This is a genomic window from Chloroflexus sp. (assembly GCF_034431535.1).
Classification (GTDB): domain Bacteria; phylum Chloroflexota; class Chloroflexia; order Chloroflexales; family Chloroflexaceae; genus Chloroflexus.
This window is the reverse complement of the sequence record NZ_DAOUDC010000025.1, coordinates 27,210-53,844: the sequence shown is the minus strand read 5'-3', so window position 1 is coordinate 53,844 and position 26,635 is coordinate 27,210. Positions and strand designations below refer to the sequence as shown.

The window sequence follows — 26,635 nt, the reverse complement described above, 5'->3', positions numbered from 1 at the left end:
ACGCATGTTGGATTGAATAATTCAGCATCAACACGGCTGGATGTGAGCGCATCACAACGAGGGACGTATGTTTCAACTAACCGACATCCCGCGCCTCTTGCCAGAAATTTTGCTGCTGGTGCTGGCGCTGTTGGTGCTAGGGTCGGATATTCTCGAAAAATGGGGGCGCACGTCGCAAGCGCAGCTTGAACGGGTCAAGTCATCGGCGTCGCTCACCTCAATCGGGTTGGGGATGGTACTGGCAGTGGCGCTCTTGCAGAGCGGCTACATCTACCAGTTACCGGAGACAGCGCCGGTCAATTTCTTCACCAACATCATCCGCAACTTGCAGAGCGGCGGGCCGGGGGGGGATCCGGTGTCCGGCGTGTTTGTGGTCGATCATCTGACCATGATTGCGCGGCTGCTGATCATCGGTACAGCCTTGCTCACCAGCCTGCTCTGTCTCGATGTGCAGCCCAATGCCCACCCCGGCGAGTTTTACGCACTGATTGTTTTCGCTACCCTCGGCATGTGCCTGATGGTAGGGGCCAACGAGCTATTGATTGCTTATCTGGCAATCGAGCTGACCTCGATCCCGCTCTACCTGCTGGCCGGTTATTTCCACAATCAAGCTCGCTCGGCGGAAGCGGGATTGAAATACTTCTTGTTTGGGGCCATCTCGTCGGCGATCTTGCTCTATGGGATGAGCATGGCCTTTGGCGCGGCGCTGAATGGGGTGGGTGGAGCGACGAACCTGAACGACCTTACCCGCTTTGACCGCATCGGCGCACTCACCCCGTCGAGCGGCGGCCTGATCACGTTGGCAATGTTGTTTATTGTCGCCGGGATGGGCTACAAACTGGCGGTCGTGCCGTTCCACGCTTGGTCGCCGGACGTGTACGAAGGCGCGCCGACGCCAATCACGGGCTTTATCTCGACTGCCTCGAAGGCGGCGGGGTTCATCCTGCTCTTCCGTCTGCTGACCGAGACCTTCCCGGCGATGGCTGGCGCGCCGGTGTTGGGTGAGGCAGCGGGCGGTTGGACGGGGGTGCTCGCGGTGCTAGCCTTGCTGACGGTAGTGTTCGGCAATCTAGCGGCGCTGCCGCAAAATAATGCCAAGCGTCTGCTGGCCTATTCGAGCATTGCCCACGCCGGGTTTGTGGTGTTGGGCTTGCTGGTGTGGGCAGCGGCGCAGCAGTTCGACCGCGAACAGGGTTTGGTTGCGCTGCTCTACTATCTGATCATCTATAGCCTCACGAACATTGGTGCGTTCGGTGCGCTGGCGCTGATCGGCCAGCAAGTGGGAGGCGACGATTTCGAGCATCTGCGCGGTCTAGCGCGGCGCAATTTGCCGCTGGCGCTGCTCTTCACTGTCTGCATCCTCTCGCTAGCCGGCATCCCGCCGCTCGGCGGCTTCTTCGCCAAGTTCTACATCTTTATGGCCGGCTGGCAAAGCGGCGCAACGTGGCTGGTCGTCATCGCGGTGGTGATGACGATTGTCAGTCTCTACTACTACCTGCGCTTGCTGAAGGTGATGTTCATCGAACCGGCGGTTGACACGGCGCCGCTGCCGATGTCGCGCGGAGTCGCAGCAGCGTTGACGATTGCGGCGCTGGGTGTGCTGGCGTTGGGCATTTTCCCGAACGTAATTTTGAGTGTGTTGGAACGGGCGTGATAGCGAGTCGCCAAGCGAGCCAAGGTGCAGTAGAGACGGACGGCTGTCCGGCTCCGCAAAGACGCAAAGAGACAAAACGCAAAGGCGCAAAGAACGCGGAGAGCGCAGAGGGATGTTGGGATGGTTGTCATCCTCTGCGGTAAACAACATGCCCTCACTCCTTGCCCCTCCCCCCTGGGGCGAGATGCCCCCACCATTCGCCCATCCCCCGCGGGGCAGGGGAATCTAACTCCTCCCCCTAGCGGGGGGAGGTTGGGAGGGAGCCAATACCAAGCCGCCAAGCGAGTTAAGGCGCAGAGATTTGAACGCAAAGGCGCAGTAGAACCAGACGGACGCAGAGGGATTTTGTGGGAAGAGCCGCTAAGAGCCATAAGCGTTTAGTGTCTTTTTTTGTGACTTTTGCGTGTTTTTGTGGCTATTTCCTTCCTCTGCGCCCTCTGCGGTACATAGCTTGCCCCGCCGGGGGTAAAGGCGTGCTGGTCATGGGGAATGCGGCAGTTACACTGCCGCACTCCATAGAGCATGATTACCGCTCCAGCGGTTTTGCGGGATCGTTGCCCCATTCATTCCACGAACCATCGTAGATCGCGACGCGGCGACCGCTGACAATCTCGAAGGCGATAGCGGTCGGGGTGGCTGAGACGCCGCCGTTGCAGTAGGCGACCACTTCTCGATCGGCGACGGCATCAGGATCAATCCTGGCGGCAAGGAAGCGTTCGCGGAGTTGATCGGGTGAGAGATAGGTCTGGTGCGGCCCGCTGACCAGACTCTGGTAGAAGACGTTGCGCGCACCGGGGATGTGACCGCCGCGGGCAGCGCGTGACTCCAAGCCGCGATACTCCTGTTCGTTGCGAGCATCGATCAAGAGCAAGTCGCTGCCCAGCGCCTGCAATACCTGATCGGCGGTCTTGCGCAGATGCGGTTGCGGGCGCGGGGTGAAGGTCGCCGGCAGATAGTTGGGCACTTCAGTAGTGAGCGGGCGGCCTTCGGCCAGCCACTTGACCAAGCCTCCATTTAAAATCCGCACCTGCTCGAAGCCGTAGTAGCGCAGCACCCACATCAGGCGGCCAGCGAACATCGAATACCAGTCATCGTAGGCTACCACCACCGTATCATCGCCAATTCCGCGTTGACCAAGCTCGCGAGCGATTTTGGCGGGTGGCGCGACTTGCACCAGTATCGGATCGTCGAGATCGACAATGTCGCGCGTCCAGTCAATATAGACTGCGCCGGGGATGTGACCGGCGGCGTAGTCTTCGTGGCGGGCAAAGTAGTGGGGTTTGGGAGCAGTCGGCGGCAAGACGGTGCCGCGCATATCGACAATGCGCAGGCTAGGATGGCCGAGGTGAGTGGCCAGCCAGTCGGTTTCCACCAACGGGCCGGGTGGCAGTTCGAGCGTCATAGCAATACTCCTGTGGAGATGAAGGCGCAAAGCAGGCCAAGGCGCAGAGGGATCGTAACGCAAAGACGCAGAGTGCGCAAAGATCGCAGAGGGTTTTGAATAGGGACTCGATAGCAGAGATGTTCATCCAAAAACCTTTGCGAACACTGCGTCCTTTGCGCCTTTGCGTTTTTCTGATCAGACGATGATGGTCATTGGCGCTTCCAGCAGCTTACGCAGCTCTTGCAGATACTGCGCAGCCACTGCGCCATCGACGATGCGGTGATCGGCGCTGAGGGTCAGATTCATCACCTGCCCGATCACGATCTGATCATCGCGCACCACCGGCACTTTGCGCACTGCGCCGACAGCCAATGAAGCGGCCTGCGGCACCGAAATAATCGAGCCGAACTCGACAATGCCGAACATGCCGAGGTTGGTAACTTGGAAGGTCGCGCCTTCCAGTTCGTTCTGCTTGATCTTGCCCTCACGGGCGCGCAGAGCCATATCGCGGATTTCGGCGCTGATCACGCTAATACTCTTCTTGTCGGCGTCGCGCACGACTGGCGCCACCAGTCCATCATCGAGGGCGACGGCCACGCCGATATTGATCTGGCTATGACGCACGATCCCCGGCTGGCCGTCGGCAGTCTGGCTAAAGCTGGTATTGACGGCGGGTACCTTGGCGAGCGCCTTGGCTGCCGCCTTCACGATCAGATCATTGACCGAGATGCGAGTTCCACTGGCGACAATCTGCTCGCGCAGTGCCATGAGTGCATCGGCATCAACCTCGATGGTGAGGTAGATATGGGGCACGCCGGGCTTGCTCTCGTTCATCGCGCGCGCGATCGCCTTGCGCATGCGGCTGAGCGGCTCAGCGCCAGCCAGCGTGGGAGCGGGGACTGGTGCGCGGGTTGGGGCGGGGGCCGGCGCCGGTGCGGGGGCCGGTGTGGGGGCCGGTGCTGGCGCAGCGACTGGCGCCAGAGCTGTCGTACCACGGCGGGCCGCGAATTCCTCGACATTCTCCTTGATAATCCGGCCACCGGGGCCCGTGCCGGCGACTTGGCGCAGATCGATCCCCAACTCTTCGGCAAGACGGCGGGCTACCGGCGAGGCCTTAATCCGCCCGTTCTCGTCACTGGTAGCGACAGTGACTGGCGCAGACGGCGCAGCCGGATCAGGGGTGGGTGCAGCCGGGGCACGGGCGGGCGCAGCCGCAGCGGGTGTTGGCGCAGCCGGAGCAGCCGCCACCGGCGCTGAGCCATCGCCGATAATCGCAATCGGCTGCCCGATTGGCACGGTCTGCCCTTCGGGCACCAAAATCTGCTGGAGCACCCCAGCCTCAAACGCTTCCAATTCCATTGTGGCCTTATCGGTCTCGATCTCAGCGATAATATCGCCCACGGCGATCGAATCGCCGATCTTCTTCAACCAACGGCCCACCGTACCTTCCGACATCGTGTCGGAGAGACGAGGCATGGTTACTTCACCCATGGAGCCTCCCATGATTCATACTATGAGTGTGTATCGTTAAGATGGCGGGGGTGTGTCCCCTCACCCCAGCCCCTCTCCCCGCAGGCGGGGAGAGGGGTGTTTCGTGTTACCTCACATCGCTGCGTTCAGCGCATACGTTTCGTGCCGCGCATAACCTGCCGGATGGCATAGATCAAGCTATTGGCATTCGGTTTCGAGGCCGCTGACAGCTCTTTGGCATAGGGTAGCGGCACCTCAAGCCCGGCGACGCGCTGCACCGGTGCATCGAGATAATCAAACGCCTCTTCCTGAATGGTGGCTGCAATCTCGGCGGTCACGCCATACGAATACCAATCCTCGGCGATGACCACGGCGCGATTCGTCTTCTTGACCGACTCGATGATGGTGGGGCGGTCGAGCGGGCGCAGCGAGCGCAAGTCCACCACCTCGACGCTAATCCCCTCTTGCTCCATCCGCTGGGCGACTTGCAGAGCGATGGCGGTCATACGAGAGTATGACACAACCGTGACATCAGTACCCTTCCGCTTCACTTCGGCGATGCCGATTGGCACGACGTAATCATCGTCTTCGGGTACCTCGCCTTTGGTATCGTAGAGGGCCAGCGACTCGACAAAGATCACCGGGTCGTCGTCGCGGATGGCGGCGCGGAGCAAGCCTTTGGCATCGTAGGGAGTTGCGGGGGCGACAACCTTGAGACCGGGGCAATAGGCAAACCAATTCTCGAACGACTGCGAGTGAGTAGCCGCTAGTTGGCCGGTGCCTCCCGACGGCGTGCGGATTACCAGCGGCACGCTCACCTGCCCGCCGAACATATAGTGAATTTTCGAGGCATGGTTCACGATCTGGTCAATCGCAACCAGAATAAAGTTGATGGTCATAATCTCGACCACCGGGCGCAGACCGAGCATCGCTGCGCCGATGGCCACGCCGACGAACCCTTCTTCAGCGATTGGGGTGTCAACAACCCGCTTGGGGCCGAACTCGGCCAACAGGCCCTCGGTCACGCGGTACGAACCTTGAAAGACCCCGATCTCCTCGCCCATCAAGAGCACATTCGGATCGCGGGCCAACTCCTCGCCCAGCGTATCGTTCAACGCTTGGCGGTATGTAATCACAGGCATAACAACCTCTTACTTGTTCAGACACGCTGTATTGCAGGCGTTGCTGCGCTGCACCTCACCGCTAAAACTCACCGTGATTCATTTTCACAGCGCGGATGGCATCCTCAGCGGTCGGTGTATTCGGCACCGGCGTTGCATACATATACTGATAGAGATCTTCAAACTTGGGATCGGGGCTATTGTTGGCGAAGTCAATCGCCTCTTGCACTTCGCGCTCGACCCGATCGGCCACACTCTTCAGCCATGCGTCGTCAACAACGCCGTGATCGAGCAAAAGCGTGGCAAACTTCCGGATCGGATCGTACAGCTCGCGACCGCGACGCACCACTTCGGCATCGCGGTAGCGGTCAGAGTCGATCACGGAGTGGCCGCGGAAGCGGAAGCTGACCGCATCGATGATCGCCGGTTCGCCTTCGGCTTCGGCGCGGGCGCGCAAGCGGCGCACCACATCGCGCACCGCCAGCACATCGGTGCCATCGACCCGTTCGCCATAGACGCGGAACGAAGCGCCCTTCTTCCAAAGATCCGGCTCGGATGAACCGGCCTCTACCGAAGTGCCCATCCCGTAGCCATTATTGACGATAAAGAAGAGCACTGGGCACTTCCAAATTTTGGCCAAATTCAACGACTCGTAGAACGCGCCAATGTTGGTGGTGCCATCACCCATCTGGGCAATGACCACCCCCGGCTTGCCCTGATAGCGCAGCGCATACGCCGCGCCGACGGCAAGCGGCACCTGCCCGCCGACGATCGCATAGCCACCCATAAAGTTGGTTTTGCGGTCGAACAGGTGCATCGAACCGCCGCGCCCGCCGGAAACGCCGGTCTCTTTGCCGAACAGTTCGGCCATCACCGGGCCGGGTGGCACGCCGCGCGCAATAATGTAACCGTGCTCGCGATAATTGGTGAAGATGAAGTCGTCGAGAGTGAGGGCGGCCATGAGGCCGACGATGGTGGCCTCTTCGCCGAGATTGAGGTGGCAGTATCCGCCAATTTTTGCTTTCACGTACATTTCGCCGGCGCGCTCTTCAAATCGCCGCAACAGGAGCATCTGATAGTAGTAATGCTTCAATTCATCGGCGGTAGCGCGCTCAAGGAGGGGCTGAGCCGCTTCGGCTACTTCGGCCATAGTTGAGACTCCTCTCGTATGCTGGGTGTTTCGCTCCGGCAGGAGTTGGTGTTCCCATGTGTTGAAGCGACGCACCATCTGGTATGTTCGCCACGCCCCCGCGGGCGGGTGACGCGCTTGGGATGGGCCAGACCCACAACTGATCTGGCAGCACGCAATTGTTTGGTGAACGGCAGATCGACAGTTTGCTGCGTAATGGCACAGCAGCAGCTTGGCGATCGATCAACCGGTGGCAAGCATAGCGTTAAGGCAAACGGTTAGTGCTGCCCCAATGCCACATCACGATTACATGCCCGGCGGCACCACTTCGTGGGTGAAAGCGCTGGCGTCAGCGCCGCATCGCGGGCAATGTTTGGGTGATTCGAGCGAGCGCACGATCTCACCGCAGACGCCACACACCCAACGCATCGCGATCTGGCGCACGAGATCTGACCGGCTGACAATGCCGACCACTTTGCCGTTTTCCACCACCGGCACCCGCCGGATGCGCTGGTTGGTAAGCAGATGCTGGATCTGCTCGACTTCGGTGTCGGCGCTGACGCTGATCACGCTGCGGGTCATAATCTCTTTGACCGTGCGCCCCTCTTTGGCGATCAGATCGTGCTCGGTGACGAGACCAACCAAGATACCGTGACCGTTAATCACCGGCAAGCCGCTAATCCGGTTGCGCGCCATCAGGCGGGCGGCATCTTCGATCGAGGCGTCATCGGTGATGCAAATCACATCACGGGTCATGATCTCGCGCGCTTTCATTCCGCTACACCTTTCGTTTCGCTATGTTGAATTCGTGATATTCTTCACGAGAGTAGTTGCACAAACAACTCTTCCTTAGTATAGCAGAGATTGGCAAGCTGGCGGCGTGGCAGGAATGTGAGGGGCAGCGGTGCGGTTAGCGACCGGTGCCGCGCACGAAGGTGTCGGGCCATGGTTGGAAGGTGGTGGGGATCGTATCGCGCCGGCTGATTTCGCCATTGGTATAGACGGTGCGATAGATTTCGACCCGTAACCCGCCACGTGCGGTATCGGTCTGCCGGATCACGCCAGCCGGCAGGGTGGGATCATCAACGTAGACCGGTTGGGTCGGGGCCGGGGTGCGTTCGAGAATGCGGTAAGCGTATTCAACCCGGCGGTTGCTTGGCGGGCCGTAGAGGATCATCGTCAATTGTTGGCGTTGCAGATCAACTTTGCTGGTCAAGAGGAGCCAGCCGCCGGTATCGTTGACAAATCGCAGATCGTGGACGCCGGTAAAGATGGCGGCATCGAGGCCGGGAGGTTCGCCAAGCTCTTCGTACCAGCCGATGCGAAACGAGTGCTCGTGGCGTTCAGTGATCGGCAAGCCGGCGAAGAAGGCGGCGCGGAAGACAGTGGTGCTGACTTGGCAGAGGCCGCCGCCCCATTCCTTTTGGGTGCGGTTGGCGACGATAGCCAGCCCCTCGACGAATCCGCGTTCCGGGATGACAGGGCCGAGGGTCGTGTTAAACGAGAACACAGCGCCGGGCGGAATGAGCACGCCGTCCAGTTGGCGTGCGCCGGCTTGAATATTGGTAATGCGATACTCAGCCGAGTTGCGGAACGAGCTGACCCCCACGCCAACCGGTTCGGTAATGCCCAATGCGGCGAGGTTATCGGCAGTGACCGGCGGGGGCAATTCGCGCAAGGGCATGCTTACGGTGCGCTCGTAGCTATAGAGCGCGCCATTAATGCGGGCCAGCGCCTCTTCGACCGCAAGGCCGCGACCGGGCGTGCCGGGGGTGCGGATACGCAGGTTGCCGTTATTCCAATCAACCCGCGGCAAGCCGCCCTCTTCGCGCAGCGCAGCGGCGATCGGTGTCAGCGCAGCGCGGATAGCGGCCTGATCGATCGTCACTACCATTGCCGGGCGGCCATCGATCGCGGTGAGACTGCGGAGCTTGATCCACGTGGCGATTTGGGGTGCCGGCCATTCCCAGCGGCAACCGGCGGGACACTGGCCGCCCCGGCCTTCGAGCCGGATCGGGCCGTGCAGCAGTAATTGCAGCTCGGCGACAGTGGGGGCGAGGTCGGCATCGCGCACCCGCGGTTCGAGCAGGCGAGTGCGGATCGTTACCTCTTGCGGTTGCAGACTCTGCACGGCGGCAGCAATATCGGCGATCGTGTCATCGATCAGTGTTTGGCGGCCCCACTGCTCTTCACCAACGATGATGATCCCATTGTGCAGGTCAACGCTCGCCTCAACCGGCGTGCGGTCGATCTCGGCGGCGATGGCGCGCAGCGTTTGCTGCGCGATGCGCTGATCGAAGCGCAGGCGCAGCGGTAGATCAACGCCGTATTGCCATGTAGCGGCGGCGATGCGGGCATTGGCTTGCCAATTGAGATCGTGACCGAGGGCAAACGCCGCGTCGAGCGCCTCGTCAATCGCCAAACTGAGGCCAAGGTCTTCAGCCGCCGGTCGCCAGAGCTGGCCCTCGAAGCTCAACGTTACCGGTGCGGCCAGAAAATCGGCGTAGCGACGGAGGAGTATAGCGCGGGCTTCGGCGCGGGTCAGACCGCCGATCGGCAAGCCACGCACGCTAATGTTAGGATAGATCCGTTCGGCCAGCAGCCGTTCGCCAAGCAAGATCGCGCCATAGCCAAGCAGCACTGCCAGCCCGGCCAGCGCGGTGAGCACGAGCAACCATTCGATCAAGCGCCATAGCCATGAGCGGTGGGCACGGGGCATCCGGGCTGGCAGCGGACGATCCATAATGGTCTCGCAACGGCATTCCAATGCGCAAAACAGCGATGACGCCTTCAGTCTAACGCGCCGTGGTAGCGGTGTCAAGTAGTCGCGCACGGGGTGCGCGGCCCGGCCATGCCTTGCCCCGGCAGGAAGCGGCTGAGCGGTACGAACCTAGCCATGCGCGGCCCGGCCATGCCTTGCCCCGGCAGGTTCAAGGGCGGACAGAACCCATGCGCGCAGATGTGGTTGATGGCGTTGCGATGGGCTGGTGTGCCCTCATGCCCGGCCCCGCTCCCATTGGCGCGGGAGCGGGGAGGGTAGTGCCGGGCTTTGAGGTATTGCACAGCGATCATACGGTTGTGTTTGTCCATATGTTCTGTCCGTTCCTCAACCCACCATTCAGGAGCGGATGTTGTTCCCACAGCGTTCGTTCACGCTGAAGCGGGAGATTGCTTCGGGCGCTACGCGCCCTTGCAATGACAGACGGGGAGCGGAAGCAGGTTCGCCCTCACACCCGGCCCCGCTCCCACTGGCGCGGGAGCGGGGAGCGCAACTGTACACGGGGGGCATTGTTGCGTGCTCCCACTGGCGCGGGAGTGGGGAGCGCAACGCCGGACAGTGATGGCACCGCGATCAACGGTTGTGATCAGCCACATGTTCTACCGGGTGGGGGTGGGGGCTTATCTGCGCGAAAAGAGGAAATGTACGCTGCTGATGACTGCAATACCCCACCCCCAACCCCTCCCCCAGCGGGGGAGGGGTGGCCCTCACGCCCGGCCCCGCTCCCACTGGTGCGGGAGCGGGGAGCGTAGAACTAAGCGTTGAGGCGTCACATAGCGATCAATTGTTGTGCTCTATCACATATGCTGTTTATCCCTCAACCTCAGCAGGACGCGGCTGATATGGTACGAACCTAGCCATGCGCGGCTCTAGCGGTGGGCGGCGTCACGGGCACAGCAGTATTGTGCCCGTACCGGTGTCAAGGAGGGCGCAGCAGCGCTGTCCACGTACTGCGCCCCTAGCCGCTGCGTTTATTCGCGGCGCCGGTGCGTTGGCGCGCTTGCCAGTCGTTAATTAAGGTTGCTGCCTGCTCGTTGGTAAGCTGATCAACCGCGGCGTTGAACCGGCGTTGGGCTTCGGCTTCGGCGTCGAGTGCGAGTTCGCGTGCTAATGATTGGATCGCATTGCGCTGTTTGTCGGACACCGGTTGATTCGCGTAGCGAGCGCGCTCTTCGGCGACTGCCAATCGCTGTTGTTCTTCTTGCACGCGCCGTAGCTCGTCAATAAATGCCGAGGCTTGGCCTTTGGTGAGGGCAACCAGATCGTAGCCATGATCTTGGGCGAAGGCGGCTAACTTTTCGCCTGACCAACCCAGCACTTGTTGGAGCGAGGCAATAAAGTTTCGTTGCCGTTCGCTGGCTGGCGCGTCGGGGTCGCGCACGGTAATGGCGGTGGTTGCGGTATGCTGCTCGCGAATGTGCGCAATCTGCTGCTCAACCGCCTCACGCTGGCTGCGGAAAATGCGCCAGCCAAGATCAACCGCTTGCTGTACCGTCTGATCGTCGGCATCAATCGGTAGGGTGATGGTCTCTTCGATAGTGATAAAGTCGTCGCCAAGTTTGATTGCGGTGCGATACGTGCGGGTGACGCTCCGCTCGCTCTGGGGTTTGGCCGGCATGGTATTCCTCCTCCGACTCTCCGTACTGCATTCTTCCCATCGCGCCCGATTCCTGTCGTTTCTACAGCGCCGGCGCTATACGTATTATAGTACAAATGTTCAATGTTGGCAAGCGGTTGTCAGAACGCAACATTCCGGTTACAATGAAATAGATCCGCTATGTCATCGCATCAATAGTAAATCGCTATGTACGATCTCCTCATCCAGCGCGTTGATGTGCTCCAGATCGCCAATGGTGCTCATGTCATCTTACCGCAGCATGATATTGCCATTGCCGGGCAGCGTATCGTCGCGATGGCCCCGGCGATTAGCGCCGGTCTGGCCCGTGAGGCGCTTGATGGCGCGGGCCAGTTGGCTATTCCCGGCCTGATCAATAGCCATGCCCACATTGCGATGAGCCTGTTTCGCGGTGTGGCCGAAGATGTGCCGATCGAAGAGTGGTTTAACAGCTTTATCTGGCCGCTGGAAACCAATCTGACGCCGGAAGATGTCTATTGGGGAGCCTTGCTGGGTATCGCCGAGATGATCGAAGCCGGCGTAACCTGTGTGGCCGATCACTATTTTGCCGCCGACGCAATTGCGCAAGCGGTGCAAGAATCGGGTATGCGCGCGCTGCTCGCGTGGACGCTCTTCTCTGGCGCTGATGAGCACGATCAATTGACCCGCGCCCGCCAGTTTACCGAGCAGTGGCACGGCGCCGCCGGCGATCGGATCCGGGTCTGGATGGGGCCGCACGCGTCGTATACCTGCACGCCGTCGTTCTTGCGCCGGGTGGGGAAGACGGCGCGTGAGCTTGGTGTAGGCATCCACATTCACCTTGCCGAAACGGCGGCGCAAGTCGCCCAAAGTATGGCGGCGCACGGCCAATCGCCGGTGCAGCTCGCGCACGACACCGGCCTGTTTGAGGTGCCGGCGATTGCTGCCCACGCTGCCCATGTCGTGCCGGAAGATATTGCGACGCTGGCTGCCCATGGGGCGGCAGTGGCGGTCACGCCAAAGACCGAGATGAAGCTGGGGATTGGGGTGGCGCCGGTGACGGCTATGCGGGCCGCTGGGGTTACGGTGGCAATCGGCAGCGATGGCGCGGCCAGCAACAATACGTATGATGTGCTCGAGTCGGCGCGTCTGCTGGCCCTACTCGAAAAGCTGCGCACCAGTGATGCGCGCGTCTTGCCGATTGGCGCGACGCTCGAGTTGGCCACCACCGCCGGCGCTCGCGCCTTGCGTTGGGATGATATTGGCGTGTTGCAGGTGGGTGCGCGCGCTGATCTGGCGCTGGTGCAGTGCGCCACGGCGCATACCCAGCCGCTTCACGATCCAGCGGCGGCCTTGCTCTATAGCTCCCAACCCGCCGATGTCAGCACGGTGATCATTGATGGCCGGGTCGTGATGCGCGATCGGGTATTGTTGACGATTGATAAGCCACGAGTATTGCGCGAGGTAGCGGCTCGGATCGAACGCTTGACCCAACGCCAAACCGAGCAACGGATGGCCGTCTATCCTGAGCTGGCGGCTGGCGAATAGGGCATTGTCAATCCTTGGCTTTGACGATGCCCTATTTGAACAGGATTGCCAATCCACACAAGAGGCTTCCAGCCACACCAATGGTGAGTGCGTGCATCCACAGCGGCCCGTTGGCGAGGGTAACGTCAATGATGGTGGCCGTTAAACCAATCGCACTGCCAATGATGATCGCTTCTCGTTCGCGCTGGCTGAGCATAGCCTTCCTCTTAACGCTCGCGTTCGCCGGCATCACGCCCTTGATCAAGCGAATAGCTGCCGTAGTCTTGGGTTGGCGGTTCAGCCGCTTTCTGTACGATCACGCCGATCTGCACCAAAAACCAGAAGATGCCCGATCCGATCAGTGCTACCACAATGAGGCCCACGATGATCATCACAATCATCAACATTATACTCATCATAAGCGTTCCCTCCGTCTTATGGCTATGACTGCGCCTGCACGCACCGGGCAAGGCGGCAGCCGGATCGCGTGATCGTATGCTACGTTCCATGATACGAACGATTGCCGCCTGACGTTTCGCCTACGCCGGCTATGATTGCTCTGTCAAATGGTTGTCACTGAAGGGTTGTGGGTATGGTATACTGCCGGCAAGACGAAAAGCATCTAATAGGCGATACCATAGGGAGGGTGGTGGCACGCCACTGGTGCGGCGGAAGGGTAGCGTTATGAGCGAGTTGGGCGCGCGTCTCCGGCGAGCGCGGGAAGCGAATGGTATTTCATTGGCGCAAGCGGCGGCAGATACCCGCATTTTGTTGCAATCGTTGCAGGCATTGGAAGAAGGCGCGTTTGAGCGATTGCCGAGTGATGTGGTTGCCCGCGGCTTTGTGCGAAATTATGCGCAATACCTCGGCTTGCCGGTTGATGAGATGATCGAACTCTACCGGCGCGAGCGCGGCGCCACCGATAAGATCCGCATTGTGCCGGCCACCAATCCGCCCCGCACTCGCATGTATGTCCTCCCCGGTTTTTTTGCTATCTTCTTCATCACCTTAACGTTGATCGGGCTCGCGTATGTGGGGCTCAGCGCCCTTGGCCGCATTGGCGAACGCGCGACGCCGTCGGCTGGAGTCGCCGCTTCGCCCACGATTGTGCCGCCCTCGCCCTTGCCGACGCCAAGCCCGCCGCCGACTGAGATCAGTCTTGTCGTAACGGCTTCCCCGTTGCCGGCGGTGCTCACGCCATTCGTGCTGGTGACGCCAGAGCCAAGCCCAACTCCGGCAGCGCCGATCGTCATTGAGGTGCGCGTGCCTAATGTGCGTGGCACCGAAAATTCTTGGGTGCGGGTGCAGGTTGACGGCACGACTGTCTTTGAGGCGATTATGCGCGCCGGCGAACAACGGGTCTTCACCGCGCAGCGCCGGGTCTTTATTCGCGCTGGCAATCCGACTGATGTCGAGGTTACGGTGAATGGATTGCAGCAAGGGCCACTTGGCACCGTGCCCGGCCAGCCGGTAAATTGGTCGTGGCCGCCGAATTGATCGGTCAAACCGGTGTTGCTCTGGTCATGGGAGGTAATAATGCCGAGCGAAAACAGCTTTGATATTGTTTCAGATTTTGATCAGCAAGAGTTGGTGAATGCGGTTGATCAGACGTTGCGCGAAGTGCAGACGCGCTACGATCTGAAAGATGCGGGTGTGACCATTACTCTGAGCAAGACCGAATTGGTGATCGAAGCTGATAGCGAGCTGTCATTGCGCAGTGTGCGCGATGTGCTGGAAACGAAAGCTTTGCGCCGTAAACTGTCGTTGAAGATTTTTGATTACGGCAAACCGGCGGATGCGAGTGGCGGACGGGCGCGGCAGGTGGTGACGTTGCGCCGCGGGATCGATAGCGAACTGGCGAAGAAGCTGAGCAAGATGATCCGCGATCGCTTTCTCAAAGTGCAGCCGCGGATTCAAGGTGATACGCTGCGCGTGGTGGGCAAGAGCCGCGATGAGTTGCAGGCGGTGATCGCGTTTCTGCGCGAACGCGAGGGTGAGATTCCGGTGCCGTTGCAAATGACCAATTATCGCTGAGTAATATTGTTTGGGTTCAGGTGAGGACGGCGCTCGCGATGAGCGCTGTCCTTTCTTGTTGGCATCACCGCAACGAGACGCGCAAACCAACCCGCTTCGCTGTGGTGACGCCCAACTCGATCTATAATGCAGAGAGATCGCGGATCGGCGCGATAGGCAAAACAAAGGAATCACGAGTACATCGCCAATGAAATACCATATTGTAACGCTAGGCTGTCCGAAAAATGCGGTTGACAGCGAAGGAATGGACGGTCTGCTCAGCGCGCAGGGGCACCAAGCCGTGGCTGCCGCTGAGGATGCTGATGTGATTATCGTCAATACGTGCAGTTTTATTGCCGCAGCGCGGGCCGAGACGCTCGGCGTGCTGAAGGAATTGGGTGAGCGCAAACGGCCCGACCAGCGCCTGATCGCCGCCGGCTGCATGGCCCAGAGCCATCCGGGTGAAGTGGCGACGGTGCAAGGTGTTGATACGACGCTCGGCACCCAGCAGTGGACGCAGATTGGCGCAGTGGTTGACCAACTGGCGCAGCCGGTGATCCCGTTGGCGTCTGCGCCGGCAGCGACCACGATTCCCCTGATCCCGACCTCTGCGGCTGAGCAGCCGGTCTCGTATGCCGATTGGCGCACGACCCAAATCCGGCGCACGCGCCATACCCCTTCCGCCTATCTCAAGATTTCGGATGGCTGCAACTTGCGCTGCGCCTTCTGCACTATTCCCAGCTTCAAGGGTGATATGCGCTCGAAGCCGGTTGGGGCGGTGCTGGCTGAGGCGCAAGAGTTAGTGGCTCAAGGCGCGCGCGAAATAGTGCTGGTCGCGCAGCATCTGACTGACTACGGTCGTGATCTTGGCTTGCAAGACGGGTTGGCGATTCTGCTCGAAGAGCTATGCCAAGTCACGCCGCCGGATATCTGGATCCGGCTAATGTACGCTTATCCGCACGGCATCAGTGAGCGCCTGATCGCAACGATGGCCGCGCATCCGCAGATCTGCCATTATCTTGATATGCCCTTGCAACACGCCCATCCGGCCACGCTCCGCCGTATGCGACGCCCGCCGGACACCGATCGCACGTTGCGCCTCATCGCCGAATTGCGCGCTGCAATGCCTGATATTGCCATCCGCTCGACGTTCATTGTTGGCTATCCCGGTGAAACCACTGCCGAGTTCAACGCGCTGCTCGAGTTTTTGCAGACTGCACAGCTCGATCGGGTAGGAGTCTTCCGCTACTCACGTGAGCCGGGCACGCCGGCTGCCGAATTGCCCGATCAAGTCCGCCCTCAGATAATCGAGCGGCGCTGGCATGAAGTGATGCGCTTGCAGCAAACGATTTCGCATGCGCGGAACCAGCGCTGGATCGGACGCACGTTAACGGTTTTGATCGAGGGCAATGGGGCGACCGATGATGGCAGCCCGCTCAGCGTGGGCCGTTCGTTCCGCGACGCACCCGAAATTGATGGTCAAGTCTTTGTGTGGGGATCGTATCCGGTCGGAAGCATGGTACCGGTGCGGGTGACGCAGGCGACCGCCTATGATCTGTGGGGAGAGGCAGCCGGGTAGAGAAGCGCCAACCTGCGGATTACTGGTTGCCCGCAGGTTGGCCAAGCGAGGCGGTTTAGGCATTCAGGCGCTGGGCAATTTCGCGTTGCAGACGGCGCAGTTCCGAGGGATTGTTGTGCGCGAGATAATCGACCATGTACGAGATGGCGGTGTCGCTATAATCATCGAGTAACCCGTCGAGCACTTGCCGCACCACTAGATTGACAAACTCGTCTTCACTGATGACTGGGGTATAGACGTAGGCTAGCCCATCACGCTCGCGGTTAAGCACACCTTTATCGGCCAGCCGGCTCATCGTTGTCATGACGGTGGTGTAGGCAATATCGCGCTGCTGAGCCAATTTGCGATGTACTTTCTTGACAGTGCTTGACCCTTCTTGCCAGAGGATCTGCATGATCTCCGTCTCGAGTGGGCCCAATACCTTGACGAGACCATCTTTCGTAGGGCTGAAGCGAAAGCGCAGGTTGAATGCCATAACAACACCTCGTTCGTTTGCGTCGATGAAACGTGGTAATCGTTTAGTTCTTACATAGCGAGTGTACGATGCGTAGCATGATTAGAGAAGAGATTAACATTACACGATGATGACATGTAGTACTATTGTCCGAGCATCTGTACGATACCCTGTCGTAAAAGAGTAAAAAATTCTGAATAATATCATTTTTGTTGTTTTTGGAATACCTAATTGGCGAGGTTATCGCAAATTTTAATAGAATTGTAATGCTTATGACGCTAGAACACGACGTTCGATCGCACATTCAAGCGGAAATGCGGGCAGTGTTTCCGGTGGTCGAAGGGCGGTTGCAGCGGTTTTACGCGATGCAGGAGTACCACCTCGGCTGGCGGAACGAGGATCTGACCCCGGCGGAGGCCGATCCGGGCAAGCTGATCCGGCCGCAGTTGGTGTTATTGGCGTGCGTGGCTGCCGGCGGCGATCCACAGCAAGCCTTGCCCTTGGCCGCCGGCATCCAGCTCCTGCATGACTTCTCGCTGATCCACGACGACATCGAAGACGACAGCGCGGTGCGACGGGGCCGGCGCACGCTCTGGAATATCTGGGGGCTGGCCCATGGCATCAATGCCGGTGATGCAATGTTTGTGCTGGCGCACCTTGCCATTCACCGTCTAGCCGAGGCCGGCATGCCGGCTGAGCGCGTGTTGGCCATTTTGCGCCGGTTTGATGAGGTTATTCTGCGCATCTGCGAAGGTCAGTACCTCGATCTGAGCTTTGAGGGTGATCTGAGCATCACGCCAGAGGATTACCTCGCCATGATCGGCGGGAAGACGGCGGCGCTAATTGCCGGGGCCGCCGAATTGGGGGCGCGGGCTGCGGGCGCGCCTGACGCGACAGTGGCGGCGCTGGCCGATTTTGGCCGTGCGTTGGGGTTAGGGTTCCAAATCGAAGATGATATTCTGGGGATTTGGGGCGCGCCGGAACAGACAGGCAAGCCGTTTGCCGCCGATCTCTACCGGCGTAAGGTGAGCTTGCCGGTGGTGCATGCCCTCACCCATAGCCCGGATCGAGCGCGGCTGGCCGAACTCTATCGCCAACCGGCGCTCGATGACGCCGCCGTTACCGAGGTGTTGGCGATCCTCGACGCTGCTGGTTCACGCGCCTATTGCGCGGCGATTGCGAACGATCACCATCAGGCTGCGTTCGCTGCCCTCGCAGCCATGCAACCGCCGACAGCAACCGCGGCTGCCGCGCGTGACCGCTTGCACGCGCTCACCCAAAGCTTGATCGGGCGGCAGTATTAAAGGGCTGGCGCGAGGGTGGCTCGTCGGAGGCGTGGCATGTCACTAGGGCGTAGCGGCGCGATGCCCTACCGCCCCTCGCAATGTTCAAGGGCGGACAGAACCGCCGATCTGGCACCCGGCCCTGAAAGGGGTACGAAGCCCGCTGCGCGGGCTGCTGGCCCTCACCTCCAGCCCCTCTCCTACTCCAGTTCAAGGGCGGACTGAAGCCCTGTGCGAGATAGAGTTGATGGCTTTGAGATGCGCTGGTGTACCCTCACCCCCAGCCCCTCTCTCACTGACGTGGGAGAGGGGAGCGTAGAACCGAGCGTTGAGGCCTCTCACTGCGATCATACGGTTGTGATCGACCGAATGTTCTGTCCGTCCCTCAACCCATGCCAGCGGAAGCGGGGAGCGCAGCGCCGGGCTTTACGGCATCGCACAGCGATCAACGGGTGTGCTCGCCGAGTGCTTGGCGTGTTTCTAGGGCATCGTGCCGCGATGCCTCGCACGGCGAAGTAATCCCTCGCGCCAGCGGATTGCACCCCTCAGGCAGCTCTTCCCCTCGAGCGGGAGATTGCTGCGGGGGTTGCGCCCCCTCGCAATGACAGTATAGCGGTTCAGGGATGGTGGGCGCGAAAGCGGGAGCTGGCGTTGAGCGCGTTGCGCCCGTGCAATGCCAATAAGAGACAGACAAGAATTTCCGTAACTATCTATTAACTGAAACTTCAAAGGTCTTTTCATCTCACGGCGGATGTGCTACACTATAGCCGTTACACAGCGTCACGTCGCCGCGAGAGTCTGTTCGTCCGTCTGGGGCCCGATCGACTCCCTTGTCCGCATGACCTCCACGCCCGAGGATCAGCACGCGGCGCTGTGGACCGCTACCCGCTGTGAGGCGAAGTGAGTAGCGTGCAGTTTCGGAGGCGTGGTTTGTGGGCGCAAGCCCCGTGAGTGACTGCGTTGGGCAAGCAACGCGGAGGGAGTGGGACTGGATGTACGTGAAGCTCTTTGTTGGCAATTTGGCGTGGAGCGTTGATGATGCAACGCTCGAGTCCTTCTTTCAGGCTTATGGCGATGTGCGCAGCGCGCGGGTGATCAATGATCGTGAGACGGGCCGGTCGCGTGGTTTTGGCTTTGTCGAGATGGAAGTCGCCGATGTGGCGAAGGTGATTAGCCAAACCAATGGCCAGCCGATCAACGGTCGTGAGATTCGGGTCAATGAAGCCGAGGATAAGGGTTCGCGCGGCCCTCGTTCCAGCGGTGATCGCGGCGGCTTCGGCGGTCGGCGTTATTAACGCTTCCCTTCGAGCCGGTCGCGCCTCAACTGGCTCGTGCGCGGGATTCCTCCGCCCCCTGTCATTGACAGGGGGCGCGTTGTGTCAGGAAGGACGCATGGTCATCGCCCTGTTTGTAGTCGGGATTGTGTTGTTGGTGTTTGGCGCCGATCTGCTCGTGCGCGGCGCCGCTAGCTTTGCCGCCGGCCTTGGTGTCTCGCCCTTGATTATTGGCTTGACGGTGGTGGCAGTTGGTACGAGTTCGCCCGAAATTGCCGTGAGTCTGCAAGCGGCATTTAATGGGCAAGGCGCGATTACATTAGGCAATATTGTTGGCAGCAATATCGCCAATATCATGTTGATTTTAGGTGTAGCGGCGATGTTTGGCCCGCTGCCGGTCGATCGCCAGATCTTTCGCCGCGATTTGCCGGTCATGATTGGTGCGTCGATCTTGACCTTGCTGTTGGCGCTTGATCGTTCGCTGTCGCGGGTTGACGGCGCGATTATGCTGCTCGGCTTAATCGCGTATCTGTGGGTGATCTGGCCGCGTGGCGTCCATCCTGAGCAGCCCCATCCCCAACGCTCCCATCACCATCACTGGCGGGTGCGGGTGTTGCAGGCGGCGATGATGGTGGGTGGTTTGGCCTTACTGGTGCTAGGGGCGAATTGGCTGGTAGATGGCGCAGTGACCTTTGCGACGTGGTTTGGTGTCAGTGAGCTGATCATCGGCCTGACGATCGTGGCTGTCGGCACCTCGTTGCCCGAAATTGCCACCTCGGTGATTGCCGGCTTGCGCGGCGAGCGCGATATTGCGGTGGGGAATGTGATTGGCAGCAATGTGCTCAACCTGCTGTTTGTGCTGGCGCTGACCATGGTGCTCTCGCCCCAGCCGATCGAAGTGCCCGCCGAGACGATCCGGCTCGATCTGCCGGTGATGGTTGGGGCGGCTCTCATCTGCGTGCCCATTTTTATTAGCCGGCGGATCGTCTCGCAGCGCGAGGGTAGCTTGTTGCTGGTCTATTACCTCAGCTATACGCTCTACCTGATCTTGAGCGCGAACGGCAGTGATGAATTACCCGTCTACACCACGGTGGTCGGGTTGTTGTTGGTGCCATTGACGGTCGTGTTGCTGGTAGTGCGGGCATTGCGCTGGTTGGGTGAAGAGCGTCGGCAACAAACGATTGTACGTGCGGGTGAATAGATGCGCGTCTTTTATTCGGACACTTTCGTCTTGCCGTTGCCGCCAGGCCACCGCTTTCCGATGGAGAAGTACGCGCTGTTGCGCGAGCGGGTGTTGGCAGAGGGGATCGTATCGCCTGAACGGTTGCACGTGCCTGAACCGGCGAGTGTCGCCGAGCTGGCGCGGGCCCATACGCCAGCCTACATCGAGCGGGTCTTGCAGGGAGAACTGAGCAGCGCCGAGCAGCGCCGGATCGGCTTTCCGTGGTCGCCGCAGATGGTCGAGCGTTCGCGCCGGTCGTCGGGAGCGACGATCGCGGCCTGCCGGGTGGCGCTCAGCGAGGGGGTTGGCGTCAATTTAGCTGGTGGCACCCATCACGCTTTTGCTGATACCGGCGCTGGATACTGCGTGTTTAACGATGCGGCGGTAGCGGCGCGCGCGATGCAGGCTGAAGGCCGCGCCCACCGGATCGCAATTGTCGATTGCGATGTCCATCAGGGTGATGGCACTGCCGCGATTCTGGCCGGTGATCCAACCATCTTTACCTTTTCGATCCACGGTGCGCATAATTTCCCCTTCCGTAAACAGCAGAGTGATCTCGACATCGCTTTGCCCGACGCTACCGGCGATGCTGCCTATCTCGATGCGCTGGAATGGGGATTGAGGCAAACCTTCGCCGCTGCTAAGCCCGATCTAGTGATTTATCTAGCCGGCGCTGATCCCTACTACGATGACCGGTTGGGCCGGCTTAGTTTGACCAAGGCCGGGCTAGCCGAGCGCGACCGGATGATCTTTGCCGCTTGCCGATCGGCGGGTGTGCCAGTGGTGGTGACGATGGCCGGCGGCTATGCGCGCCAGATGAGCGATACCGTTGATATTCACGCGCAAACGGTCGCATTGGCGGTGGAACTGGGGTGAGCAGGCCATCAACCCTCTTAGATGTGGTAGTTCAGCGCAGCAGCATGCTATACTATACGCAATGGGTGCGTGTCCGGGAGTAGGTATGCCCGAGCCAGCTCACATCTTAGTAGTGGAAGACGATCCTGATATCCGTCGCATCTTTCAGGCGGTGCTGAGCCGTGATGGTTTTCGCGTTTCGGCGACGGTTTCGGGTGAAGAGGCATTAAGCTTTCTGCAATTAATTACTCCCGATCTCATTCTGCTCGATCTAGCGCTGCCGGGTGTTGATGGCGCCGAAGTGACCCGGCGGATCAAAGCGGATCGTTCTAAACCCTTCATCCCAATCATCATCGTTTCGGCCCATGCGGATCTCAACACGAGCGTCAGCAACCTCGACGCTGGCGCTGATGATGTGCTGGTCAAGCCGGTCGATTTCAATCTCTTGTTAGCGCGGGTGCGGGCGCTCTTGCGATTGCAACGGGCGCAGCGCAGCCTACAACAAGAGCAGCGCAAAACCGAGCTGCTGTTGCACCTCTCGCGTGATCTTGGCTCGAGCATTGATCTCGATGTGCTGTTGACCGGCTTTCTCAACCATCTCGCCGATGCGGTGGGTGCGATTCGGGCCAGCATCATTTTGACCGGCTTTGACGAAGAGAAGTTGTTGCTCTATTCCAGCAGCCGCCATCCTGCTACTGCCGAATTGAACGATATCTTGCGGTACGGGGTGGCCGGGTTGGCGCTGCGCGAGCGCGGACCGGTCTTGATCACCGATACCCGGCTCGATTCACGCTGGTTGGTGACCTCTGACATCCACAACGACGTGCGCTCGGTAGCGGCGATGCCGATCATCCGCGATAACCGCGCGTGGGGTGTGATCACGCTGGTGCATCACACGCCGGGGTATTTCACGGCTGAGCACCTCGAATTGCTGGCCTCAGTCGCAGCCCAAAGCGCGGTGGCGCTGGAAAGCGCCCGTCTCTACCGGCTCAGCGAACAACGGAAAGAGTTGCTGGCGCGGCGCGCAGAGGAATTACGCCGGATCAACGATATTAACCGGCTGCTGTCAGAATTGATGCAGATGGATCAACTGGGCCGGCTGTTGGTGCAAATGATCCACTACCAGTTTGGCTACCCGCTGGTCGCATTGGTGATTCGACAACACGATCGACTGGTTGTGCAAGCGGTTGCCGGCGCGTACCGGTCAGAGCCAAACCACATCTCGTTGGGGATCGATCAAGGGGTGAGCGGCTGGGTATGCCGCCACCGCGAGCCGTTGCGCATTGATGATGTGGCCCAAGACGTGCGGTTTGTACCGGTACTGCCCGACGAAGATCGCATGCGCTCGGCGCTCAGTGTGCCGGTGCTGTTGCCGCGTGAAGTGTTAGGCGCGATTGAGGTGCGCAGTCCGCATCCAGCCGCCTTTAGCGCCAACGATGAAGCGATCTTGCTGGCGATTGCCAACCAACTTGCGATTGCGATCGGCAATGCTCGCCTGTTCGAGAGTGAACAGCGCCGGATTGATCAATTGAGCGAGATCAATCGCCTCTCATTGGCCTTGACGGCCCAATTTGCCGCGCCAGAGAATCTGCACCATACGATCGAGACGGTGGCGCACATCTTTCGGGTCGAGCAGGCTGCCATCCTGCTCTTTGGCTTGCAACCGGGTGATACGGTGGTTGCGTTGAGCGGGATGACAGCGCTGTACGATGCTGATTTGACCAAGTTTGTCCAACAACATCCATTTCTGGCAGCGCAAGTAGCCACGTTACAGCAGCCTCAGCACGTTGAGAATCTGCCCGAACGAGCCGATGTAGCGCCATTACAGGCATTTTTGGCGGGGCGCGGTGTGCGCGATGTGTTGCTGGTGCCGCTCGTGGTCAATGGCCAAACGCAGGGTGTGCTCTGCCTTGACACGACCAAGCGTGGGCCGTTTGAAAAGACCGAATTGGAGATGGCCTCGACTGTCGCGAGCCTGATCGTGCAGATTCTTGAGAATGCCCGTTTGTATCGGGTGGTGAATGACGAGCGCTCAACCCTCGATGCCGTGTTGCGCAGCGCGACCGATCCAATCGTGCTGATCGACCCTAATGAGCGCTTGCTGCTGGCGAACCCGGCGGCGCGCGAGCGCTTGCAGATCGATCCAGTATTGCACCATGGGCAAGGGGTCAATGTCTGTCCAGCGTTGCGCTCGATTGTGCCGCTCCTCGATCGCAATGCGCCGACGACAGTAGAGATCGAACCGCAACCCAATCTGCACTATAGCGTCAGCATTGCGCCGGTGTGCAGCAGTGACGCGAAAGAGCTTGGGCGGGTGGTCGTGTTCCGTGACATCAGCGCGATCAAACAGCTCGAACGGCAAGAGCGCGAGCGGGTGCGCAGCGTCTTTCGCCGCTACGTTTCGCCGCAAGTGGCTGAACGGCTGCTCAGTGCCGGCAGTGATTTTGGCGCACCGACCGAGCGCACGGTGGCGGTGCTCTTTGCCGATATGCGCGGCTTTACCACCTTGACCGAGCAGATCGATGCGCGGGTGCTGGTCGAGCGTATTCTCAACCGTTATTTCACCGCGATGACCGATGCACTCTATGCCTATGACGGCACGATTGATAAGTTTCTCGGCGATGGCCTGATCGGGGTCTTTGGCTCGCCAATTACTCATCCTGACGATCCGCAGCGGGTGGTGCTGGCTGCCGTGGCAATGCAACAAGCCTTTGCCCGGCTCGCCAAGATCTGGCAAGAGGAGCTGAATCTGCGGATCGGGATGGGGATCGGGATTAGCTATGGTTCGGCAGTGGTTGGCAATATCGGTTCTGAACAACGCCAAGACTATACGTTGATCGGTGATGTGGTCAACACCGCCTCGCGCTTGTGCGGGATTGCACAAGCCGGCCAGATTATCGTCTCGTCGCATTTGGTCAACGCACTCGGCGGCCAGTCGCCGTACCCACTGCGTGAGCTGGGGGCGACCCGCCTCAAAGGCAAACAGGAAGAACACCTCATTTATGAGGTGGTGATCGAGCAGCCGGCGCCGGTCGCGCAACAGGTGTAGCGTCGCAATGCGCTGCATAGTTCAAATGTTCCAATGCTTGACATTCGCTCATCAACCTTTTAAGATACCCCCAACTGGTGAAAACCGGCACCCGGCCCATTCCACCTAGAGGAGTCTGGCAACCATGGCGTTGTTTACCCGGCGCATTGTGCGCTTCTGGATTCTCTGCGCGCTGATTGTTGCAGTGTTGGCTGGATGTGCTTCCCAGCCTGTTATCTTGATCGGCGTTGTAACCGATGCGTACACCGGCGCGCCCCTGTCTGGCGTAACGGTGGCGATTGGTGACCAGACGCTGACCACCGATGAGCAAGGCCGCTTTCAGACTGAACGCTGGCGGTCTGAAGATACCTTGGCGTTGCAGGCCCCCGCTTACGAGCCGCTCAACCTGTCGCTCGCTGATCAACCCGGCGTGGGCCAGAGCGGGGTCTTTACCGTGACCATTACTACCGCGCTGCGCCCGAATGTGCTCAGCGGCGTGGTGACCGATCTCTATACCGGCCAACCGATCAGCGGCGCGCAAGTGCGGTCGGAGGGCAACGAGACGGCGCAAGCGGTGACTAACAATTCCGGCGCCTATACCCTCACCGGTGTGCCAGAGTCGTTTACGGTCACGGTGAGCGCGCCCGATTATGCGCCGGCGACGGAGACCATAGCGCGGGCCACGGCGCTGGATGTCAGCTTGCGCCCGAATACGCTGAGCGGGGTAGTGACGAACGTTTACACTGGCCAGCCGGTGGCCGGGGCAAAGGTGACGGTGGGTGAACTGAGCGCAACGACCGGCGTTGATGGAACGTATCGGTTGCGTGAGATACCTGAACGGGGTGAACTTACTGTTGAGGCGGAAGGCTTTGCCGCAGTCACGCGGCCGTTTACCCGCACCACCGTGCTGGATGTGGCGATCCGACCTGATACCCTCTTTGGCCAGTTGATTGACGCCACGACCGGCCAGCCGGTGTTGAACGCGGCGATCATCGCGACGGAAACGCTGACCTCGACGGCGGTTGGCTTTGTGCGGATCAACGACAGCGTCGAAGGGCGCTTCCGCCTGCCCAATCTGCCCGAACGCGGCTTTGTGCAGGTGCTGGCGCCGGGTTATGCCAAGAAGGTCATTCCGATTGAGCCGGGCAACATGCCGGAACAAATTGCGCTAGAACCCTTCTATGTGCGTGGCATCTATATCACGGCGGCGGTAGCGTCGGTGCCGCGCTTGGTTGATCGATTCCTCGATCTGATCGATCGCACCGAGCTGAACGCGATCGTGATTGATATCAAGAGTGACCTACGCGACGATCTCGGCATGGTCTACTACGACTCGCAGGTGCCGCTCGCGCGCGAGTTGGGCCTGAGCACGCCGAAGGTTGATTTGGCCTCGATTTTGGCGAAAGCTAAAGAGCGTGGCATCTACACAATCGCCCGCGTACAGCTCTTCTCGCACGACAATGCGTTGTCGGATGCGCGGCCCGAATGGTCGATCCGGCTGCGTTCGACCGGCGAAGTTTATGCCGACTATCCGGGGCCGGGCATTCGCTACGCCTACCTCGACCCGACCAACCAGAATGTCTGGGATTATAACATTGCGTTGGCGGTGGAAGCGGCCCAGATGGGATTTGACGAAATCAACTTCGACTACATTCGCTTCCCGGATTGGTTTGGCACCCGGGCCGAATTCCGCGATAAGCTGCTGTTCAGCGAGCCAATCGATCCGGTCGATAATCCGGGCCGCATGTTCGAGGTCATCCTCGAATTTATGCAGCGTGCGCACTATGCGGTCAATGCTGCCGGCGCGTTCATGTCGGTCGATGTCTTTGGGCGCGTGGTCAATGGCCCCTCGCTGACGATCGCCCAAGACATGACTCGTATGGGTGAGTTTACCGACTATGTGTGCCCAATGCCTTACCCGTCGTTGTGGTGGGGCGGGTTGGAAAATATCGCAGTGCCGGTGAAATTTCCCTACGAGACGCTACAGATCGCGGTGCGTAACGGTGGCCGCCAGATGATCGCCAGCTATGCCAAGCAACGGCCATGGCTGCAAGACCATACCGACCCGTGGGCGCTGGTGGTGGTTGAGTATGGCCCGGCTGAGGTGCGGGCGCAGATTGATGCCACCGAAGAGCAGCCGGAAGCGGCAGCAGGATGGTTGTTGTACGATTCGGCCAATATCTACAAAGGTGCGTTTAATGGCGCGGCGCGGCCTGCGCCGTAAACCAGCCGCTCCGACGGTTCCGCTATGAAGAGACGGTCTCGCGGG

General features: G+C 60.0%; 21 protein-coding genes. 11 read left to right on the top strand and 10 right to left on the bottom strand.

Features of this window, described 5'->3' with window-relative positions; genetic code table 11:
* Positions 1 to 67 precede the first annotated feature (67 nt).
* A complete protein-coding gene (locus tag U9R61_RS06670; protein WP_322488037.1) occupies positions 68 to 1,654 on the top strand; it encodes an NADH-quinone oxidoreductase subunit N in 1,587 nt (528 codons plus the stop codon).
* A gap of 526 nt (positions 1,655 to 2,180) precedes the next feature.
* Here U9R61_RS06670 and U9R61_RS06665 read toward each other — a convergent pair.
* From U9R61_RS06665 to U9R61_RS06635, 7 genes are all read right to left on the bottom strand, one after another.
* Entirely contained in the window at positions 2,181 to 3,056 is an 876-nt protein-coding gene (locus tag U9R61_RS06665; RefSeq protein ID WP_322488036.1) for a sulfurtransferase, read from the bottom strand.
* A 177-nt stretch (positions 3,057 to 3,233) separates the two neighbouring features.
* Entirely contained in the window at positions 3,234 to 4,529 is a 1,296-nt protein-coding gene (locus tag U9R61_RS06660) for a dihydrolipoamide acetyltransferase family protein (RefSeq protein WP_322488035.1), read from the bottom strand.
* 125 nt (positions 4,530 to 4,654) lie between these two features.
* The gene (locus U9R61_RS06655; protein WP_322488034.1) at positions 4,655 to 5,650 is read right to left on the bottom strand and encodes a pyruvate dehydrogenase complex E1 component subunit beta; all 996 of its coding nucleotides are present in this window, start codon (positions 5,648 to 5,650) and stop codon (positions 4,655 to 4,657) included.
* 61 nt (positions 5,651 to 5,711) lie between these two features.
* Positions 5,712 to 6,779, bottom strand: coding sequence for a pyruvate dehydrogenase (acetyl-transferring) E1 component subunit alpha (gene pdhA / locus U9R61_RS06650; protein WP_322488033.1), 1,068 nt, complete (start codon positions 6,777 to 6,779; stop codon positions 5,712 to 5,714).
* A 285-nt stretch (positions 6,780 to 7,064) separates the two neighbouring features.
* On the bottom strand, positions 7,065 to 7,532 hold the full coding sequence (locus U9R61_RS06645; RefSeq protein ID WP_322488032.1) for a CBS domain-containing protein: 468 nt from the start codon (positions 7,530 to 7,532) through the stop codon (positions 7,065 to 7,067).
* 136 nt (positions 7,533 to 7,668) lie between these two features.
* Positions 7,669 to 9,501 (bottom strand): VanW family protein, encoded by a 1,833-nt coding sequence (locus U9R61_RS06640; RefSeq protein WP_322488031.1) that lies wholly within the window; start codon positions 9,499 to 9,501, stop codon positions 7,669 to 7,671.
* Positions 9,502 to 10,495: 994 nt separating this feature from the next.
* A complete protein-coding gene (locus U9R61_RS06635) occupies positions 10,496 to 11,155 on the bottom strand; it encodes a hypothetical protein (RefSeq protein WP_322488030.1) in 660 nt (219 codons plus the stop codon).
* A gap of 186 nt (positions 11,156 to 11,341) precedes the next feature.
* Here U9R61_RS06635 and U9R61_RS06630 point away from each other — a divergent pair, with 186 nt between their 5' ends.
* Positions 11,342 to 12,679 carry an amidohydrolase gene (locus U9R61_RS06630; RefSeq protein WP_322488029.1) on the top strand — a complete coding sequence of 446 codons (1,338 nt, stop codon included), beginning with the start codon at positions 11,342 to 11,344 and terminating at the stop codon, positions 12,677 to 12,679.
* Positions 12,680 to 12,710: 31 nt separating this feature from the next.
* Here U9R61_RS06630 and U9R61_RS06625 read toward each other — a convergent pair whose 3' ends face one another.
* Positions 12,711 to 12,875, bottom strand: coding sequence for a hypothetical protein (locus tag U9R61_RS06625; protein WP_322488028.1), 165 nt, complete (start codon positions 12,873 to 12,875; stop codon positions 12,711 to 12,713).
* A gap of 10 nt (positions 12,876 to 12,885) precedes the next feature.
* Entirely contained in the window at positions 12,886 to 13,077 is a 192-nt protein-coding gene (locus U9R61_RS06620) for a hypothetical protein (protein WP_322488027.1), read from the bottom strand.
* A 265-nt stretch (positions 13,078 to 13,342) separates the two neighbouring features.
* Here U9R61_RS06620 and U9R61_RS06615 point away from each other — a divergent pair, with 265 nt between their 5' ends.
* From U9R61_RS06615 to rimO, 3 genes are all read left to right on the top strand, one after another.
* On the top strand, positions 13,343 to 14,155 hold the full coding sequence (locus U9R61_RS06615; RefSeq protein ID WP_322488026.1) for a helix-turn-helix domain-containing protein: 813 nt from the start codon (positions 13,343 to 13,345) through the stop codon (positions 14,153 to 14,155).
* Positions 14,156 to 14,194: 39 nt separating this feature from the next.
* Positions 14,195 to 14,692: a YajQ family cyclic di-GMP-binding protein gene (locus tag U9R61_RS06610; RefSeq protein WP_322488025.1), complete on the top strand. Its 498-nt coding sequence runs from the start codon at positions 14,195 to 14,197 to the stop codon at positions 14,690 to 14,692.
* Between the two features lie 187 nt (positions 14,693 to 14,879).
* Positions 14,880 to 16,250 (top strand): 30S ribosomal protein S12 methylthiotransferase RimO, encoded by a 1,371-nt coding sequence (rimO, locus tag U9R61_RS06605; RefSeq protein ID WP_322488024.1) that lies wholly within the window; start codon positions 14,880 to 14,882, stop codon positions 16,248 to 16,250.
* A 55-nt stretch (positions 16,251 to 16,305) separates the two neighbouring features.
* Here the strand turns inward: rimO and U9R61_RS06600 are convergent, their stop codons facing one another.
* Complete coding sequence (locus tag U9R61_RS06600) at positions 16,306 to 16,725, bottom strand: BlaI/MecI/CopY family transcriptional regulator (RefSeq protein ID WP_066790203.1); 420 nt, start codon at positions 16,723 to 16,725, stop codon at positions 16,306 to 16,308.
* Positions 16,726 to 16,976: 251 nt separating this feature from the next.
* Here U9R61_RS06600 and U9R61_RS06595 point away from each other — a divergent pair, with 251 nt between their 5' ends.
* The 6 genes from U9R61_RS06595 (at position 16,977) to U9R61_RS06570 (ending at position 26,590) form a co-directional block, all read left to right on the top strand.
* Positions 16,977 to 18,008, top strand: coding sequence for a polyprenyl synthetase family protein (locus U9R61_RS06595; protein ID WP_322488023.1), 1,032 nt, complete (start codon positions 16,977 to 16,979; stop codon positions 18,006 to 18,008).
* A 971-nt stretch (positions 18,009 to 18,979) separates the two neighbouring features.
* Entirely contained in the window at positions 18,980 to 19,282 is a 303-nt protein-coding gene (locus U9R61_RS06590) for an RNA-binding protein (protein WP_322488022.1), read from the top strand.
* Positions 19,283 to 19,379: 97 nt separating this feature from the next.
* Complete coding sequence (locus U9R61_RS06585) at positions 19,380 to 20,462, top strand: calcium/sodium antiporter (protein ID WP_322488021.1); 1,083 nt, start codon at positions 19,380 to 19,382, stop codon at positions 20,460 to 20,462.
* On the top strand, positions 20,463 to 21,359 hold the full coding sequence (locus U9R61_RS06580) for a histone deacetylase (RefSeq protein WP_322488020.1): 897 nt from the start codon (positions 20,463 to 20,465) through the stop codon (positions 21,357 to 21,359).
* Positions 21,360 to 21,444: 85 nt separating this feature from the next.
* On the top strand, positions 21,445 to 24,387 hold the full coding sequence (locus U9R61_RS06575) for a GAF domain-containing protein (RefSeq protein WP_322488019.1): 2,943 nt from the start codon (positions 21,445 to 21,447) through the stop codon (positions 24,385 to 24,387).
* Positions 24,388 to 24,511: 124 nt separating this feature from the next.
* Positions 24,512 to 26,590 (top strand): putative glycoside hydrolase, encoded by a 2,079-nt coding sequence (locus U9R61_RS06570; protein ID WP_322488018.1) that lies wholly within the window; start codon positions 24,512 to 24,514, stop codon positions 26,588 to 26,590.
* The last annotated feature ends 45 nt before the right edge of the window (positions 26,591 to 26,635 follow it).

What these genes read in the sequence shown, in the direction of transcription:
- pdhA (WP_322488033.1), bottom strand. Translation starts at nt 6,779, where the DNA reads ATGGCCGAAGTAGCCGAAGCGGCTCAGCCCCTCCTTGAGCGCGCTACC.
- U9R61_RS06595 (WP_322488023.1), top strand. Translation starts at nt 16,977, where the DNA reads ATGACGCTAGAACACGACGTTCGATCGCACATTCAAGCGGAAATGCGG.
- U9R61_RS06620 (WP_322488027.1), bottom strand. Translation starts at nt 13,077, where the DNA reads ATGATGAGTATAATGTTGATGATTGTGATGATCATCGTGGGCCTCATT.
- U9R61_RS06655 (WP_322488034.1), bottom strand. Translation starts at nt 5,650, where the DNA reads ATGCCTGTGATTACATACCGCCAAGCGTTGAACGATACGCTGGGCGAG.
- U9R61_RS06615 (WP_322488026.1), top strand. Translation starts at nt 13,343, where the DNA reads ATGAGCGAGTTGGGCGCGCGTCTCCGGCGAGCGCGGGAAGCGAATGGT.
- U9R61_RS06625 (WP_322488028.1), bottom strand. Translation starts at nt 12,875, where the DNA reads ATGCTCAGCCAGCGCGAACGAGAAGCGATCATCATTGGCAGTGCGATT.
- U9R61_RS06575 (WP_322488019.1), top strand. Translation starts at nt 21,445, where the DNA reads ATGCCCGAGCCAGCTCACATCTTAGTAGTGGAAGACGATCCTGATATC.
- U9R61_RS06640 (WP_322488031.1), bottom strand. Translation starts at nt 9,501, where the DNA reads ATGGATCGTCCGCTGCCAGCCCGGATGCCCCGTGCCCACCGCTCATGG.
- U9R61_RS06585 (WP_322488021.1), top strand. Translation starts at nt 19,380, where the DNA reads ATGGTCATCGCCCTGTTTGTAGTCGGGATTGTGTTGTTGGTGTTTGGC.
- U9R61_RS06630 (WP_322488029.1), top strand. Translation starts at nt 11,342, where the DNA reads ATGTACGATCTCCTCATCCAGCGCGTTGATGTGCTCCAGATCGCCAAT.
- U9R61_RS06610 (WP_322488025.1), top strand. Translation starts at nt 14,195, where the DNA reads ATGCCGAGCGAAAACAGCTTTGATATTGTTTCAGATTTTGATCAGCAA.
- U9R61_RS06590 (WP_322488022.1), top strand. Translation starts at nt 18,980, where the DNA reads ATGTACGTGAAGCTCTTTGTTGGCAATTTGGCGTGGAGCGTTGATGAT.
- U9R61_RS06580 (WP_322488020.1), top strand. Translation starts at nt 20,463, where the DNA reads ATGCGCGTCTTTTATTCGGACACTTTCGTCTTGCCGTTGCCGCCAGGC.
- U9R61_RS06665 (WP_322488036.1), bottom strand. Translation starts at nt 3,056, where the DNA reads ATGACGCTCGAACTGCCACCCGGCCCGTTGGTGGAAACCGACTGGCTG.
- U9R61_RS06660 (WP_322488035.1), bottom strand. Translation starts at nt 4,529, where the DNA reads ATGGGTGAAGTAACCATGCCTCGTCTCTCCGACACGATGTCGGAAGGT.
- rimO (WP_322488024.1), top strand. Translation starts at nt 14,880, where the DNA reads ATGAAATACCATATTGTAACGCTAGGCTGTCCGAAAAATGCGGTTGAC.
- U9R61_RS06645 (WP_322488032.1), bottom strand. Translation starts at nt 7,532, where the DNA reads ATGAAAGCGCGCGAGATCATGACCCGTGATGTGATTTGCATCACCGAT.
- U9R61_RS06635 (WP_322488030.1), bottom strand. Translation starts at nt 11,155, where the DNA reads ATGCCGGCCAAACCCCAGAGCGAGCGGAGCGTCACCCGCACGTATCGC.
- U9R61_RS06570 (WP_322488018.1), top strand. Translation starts at nt 24,512, where the DNA reads ATGGCGTTGTTTACCCGGCGCATTGTGCGCTTCTGGATTCTCTGCGCG.
- U9R61_RS06670 (WP_322488037.1), top strand. Translation starts at nt 68, where the DNA reads ATGTTTCAACTAACCGACATCCCGCGCCTCTTGCCAGAAATTTTGCTG.
- U9R61_RS06600 (WP_066790203.1), bottom strand. Translation starts at nt 16,725, where the DNA reads ATGGCATTCAACCTGCGCTTTCGCTTCAGCCCTACGAAAGATGGTCTC.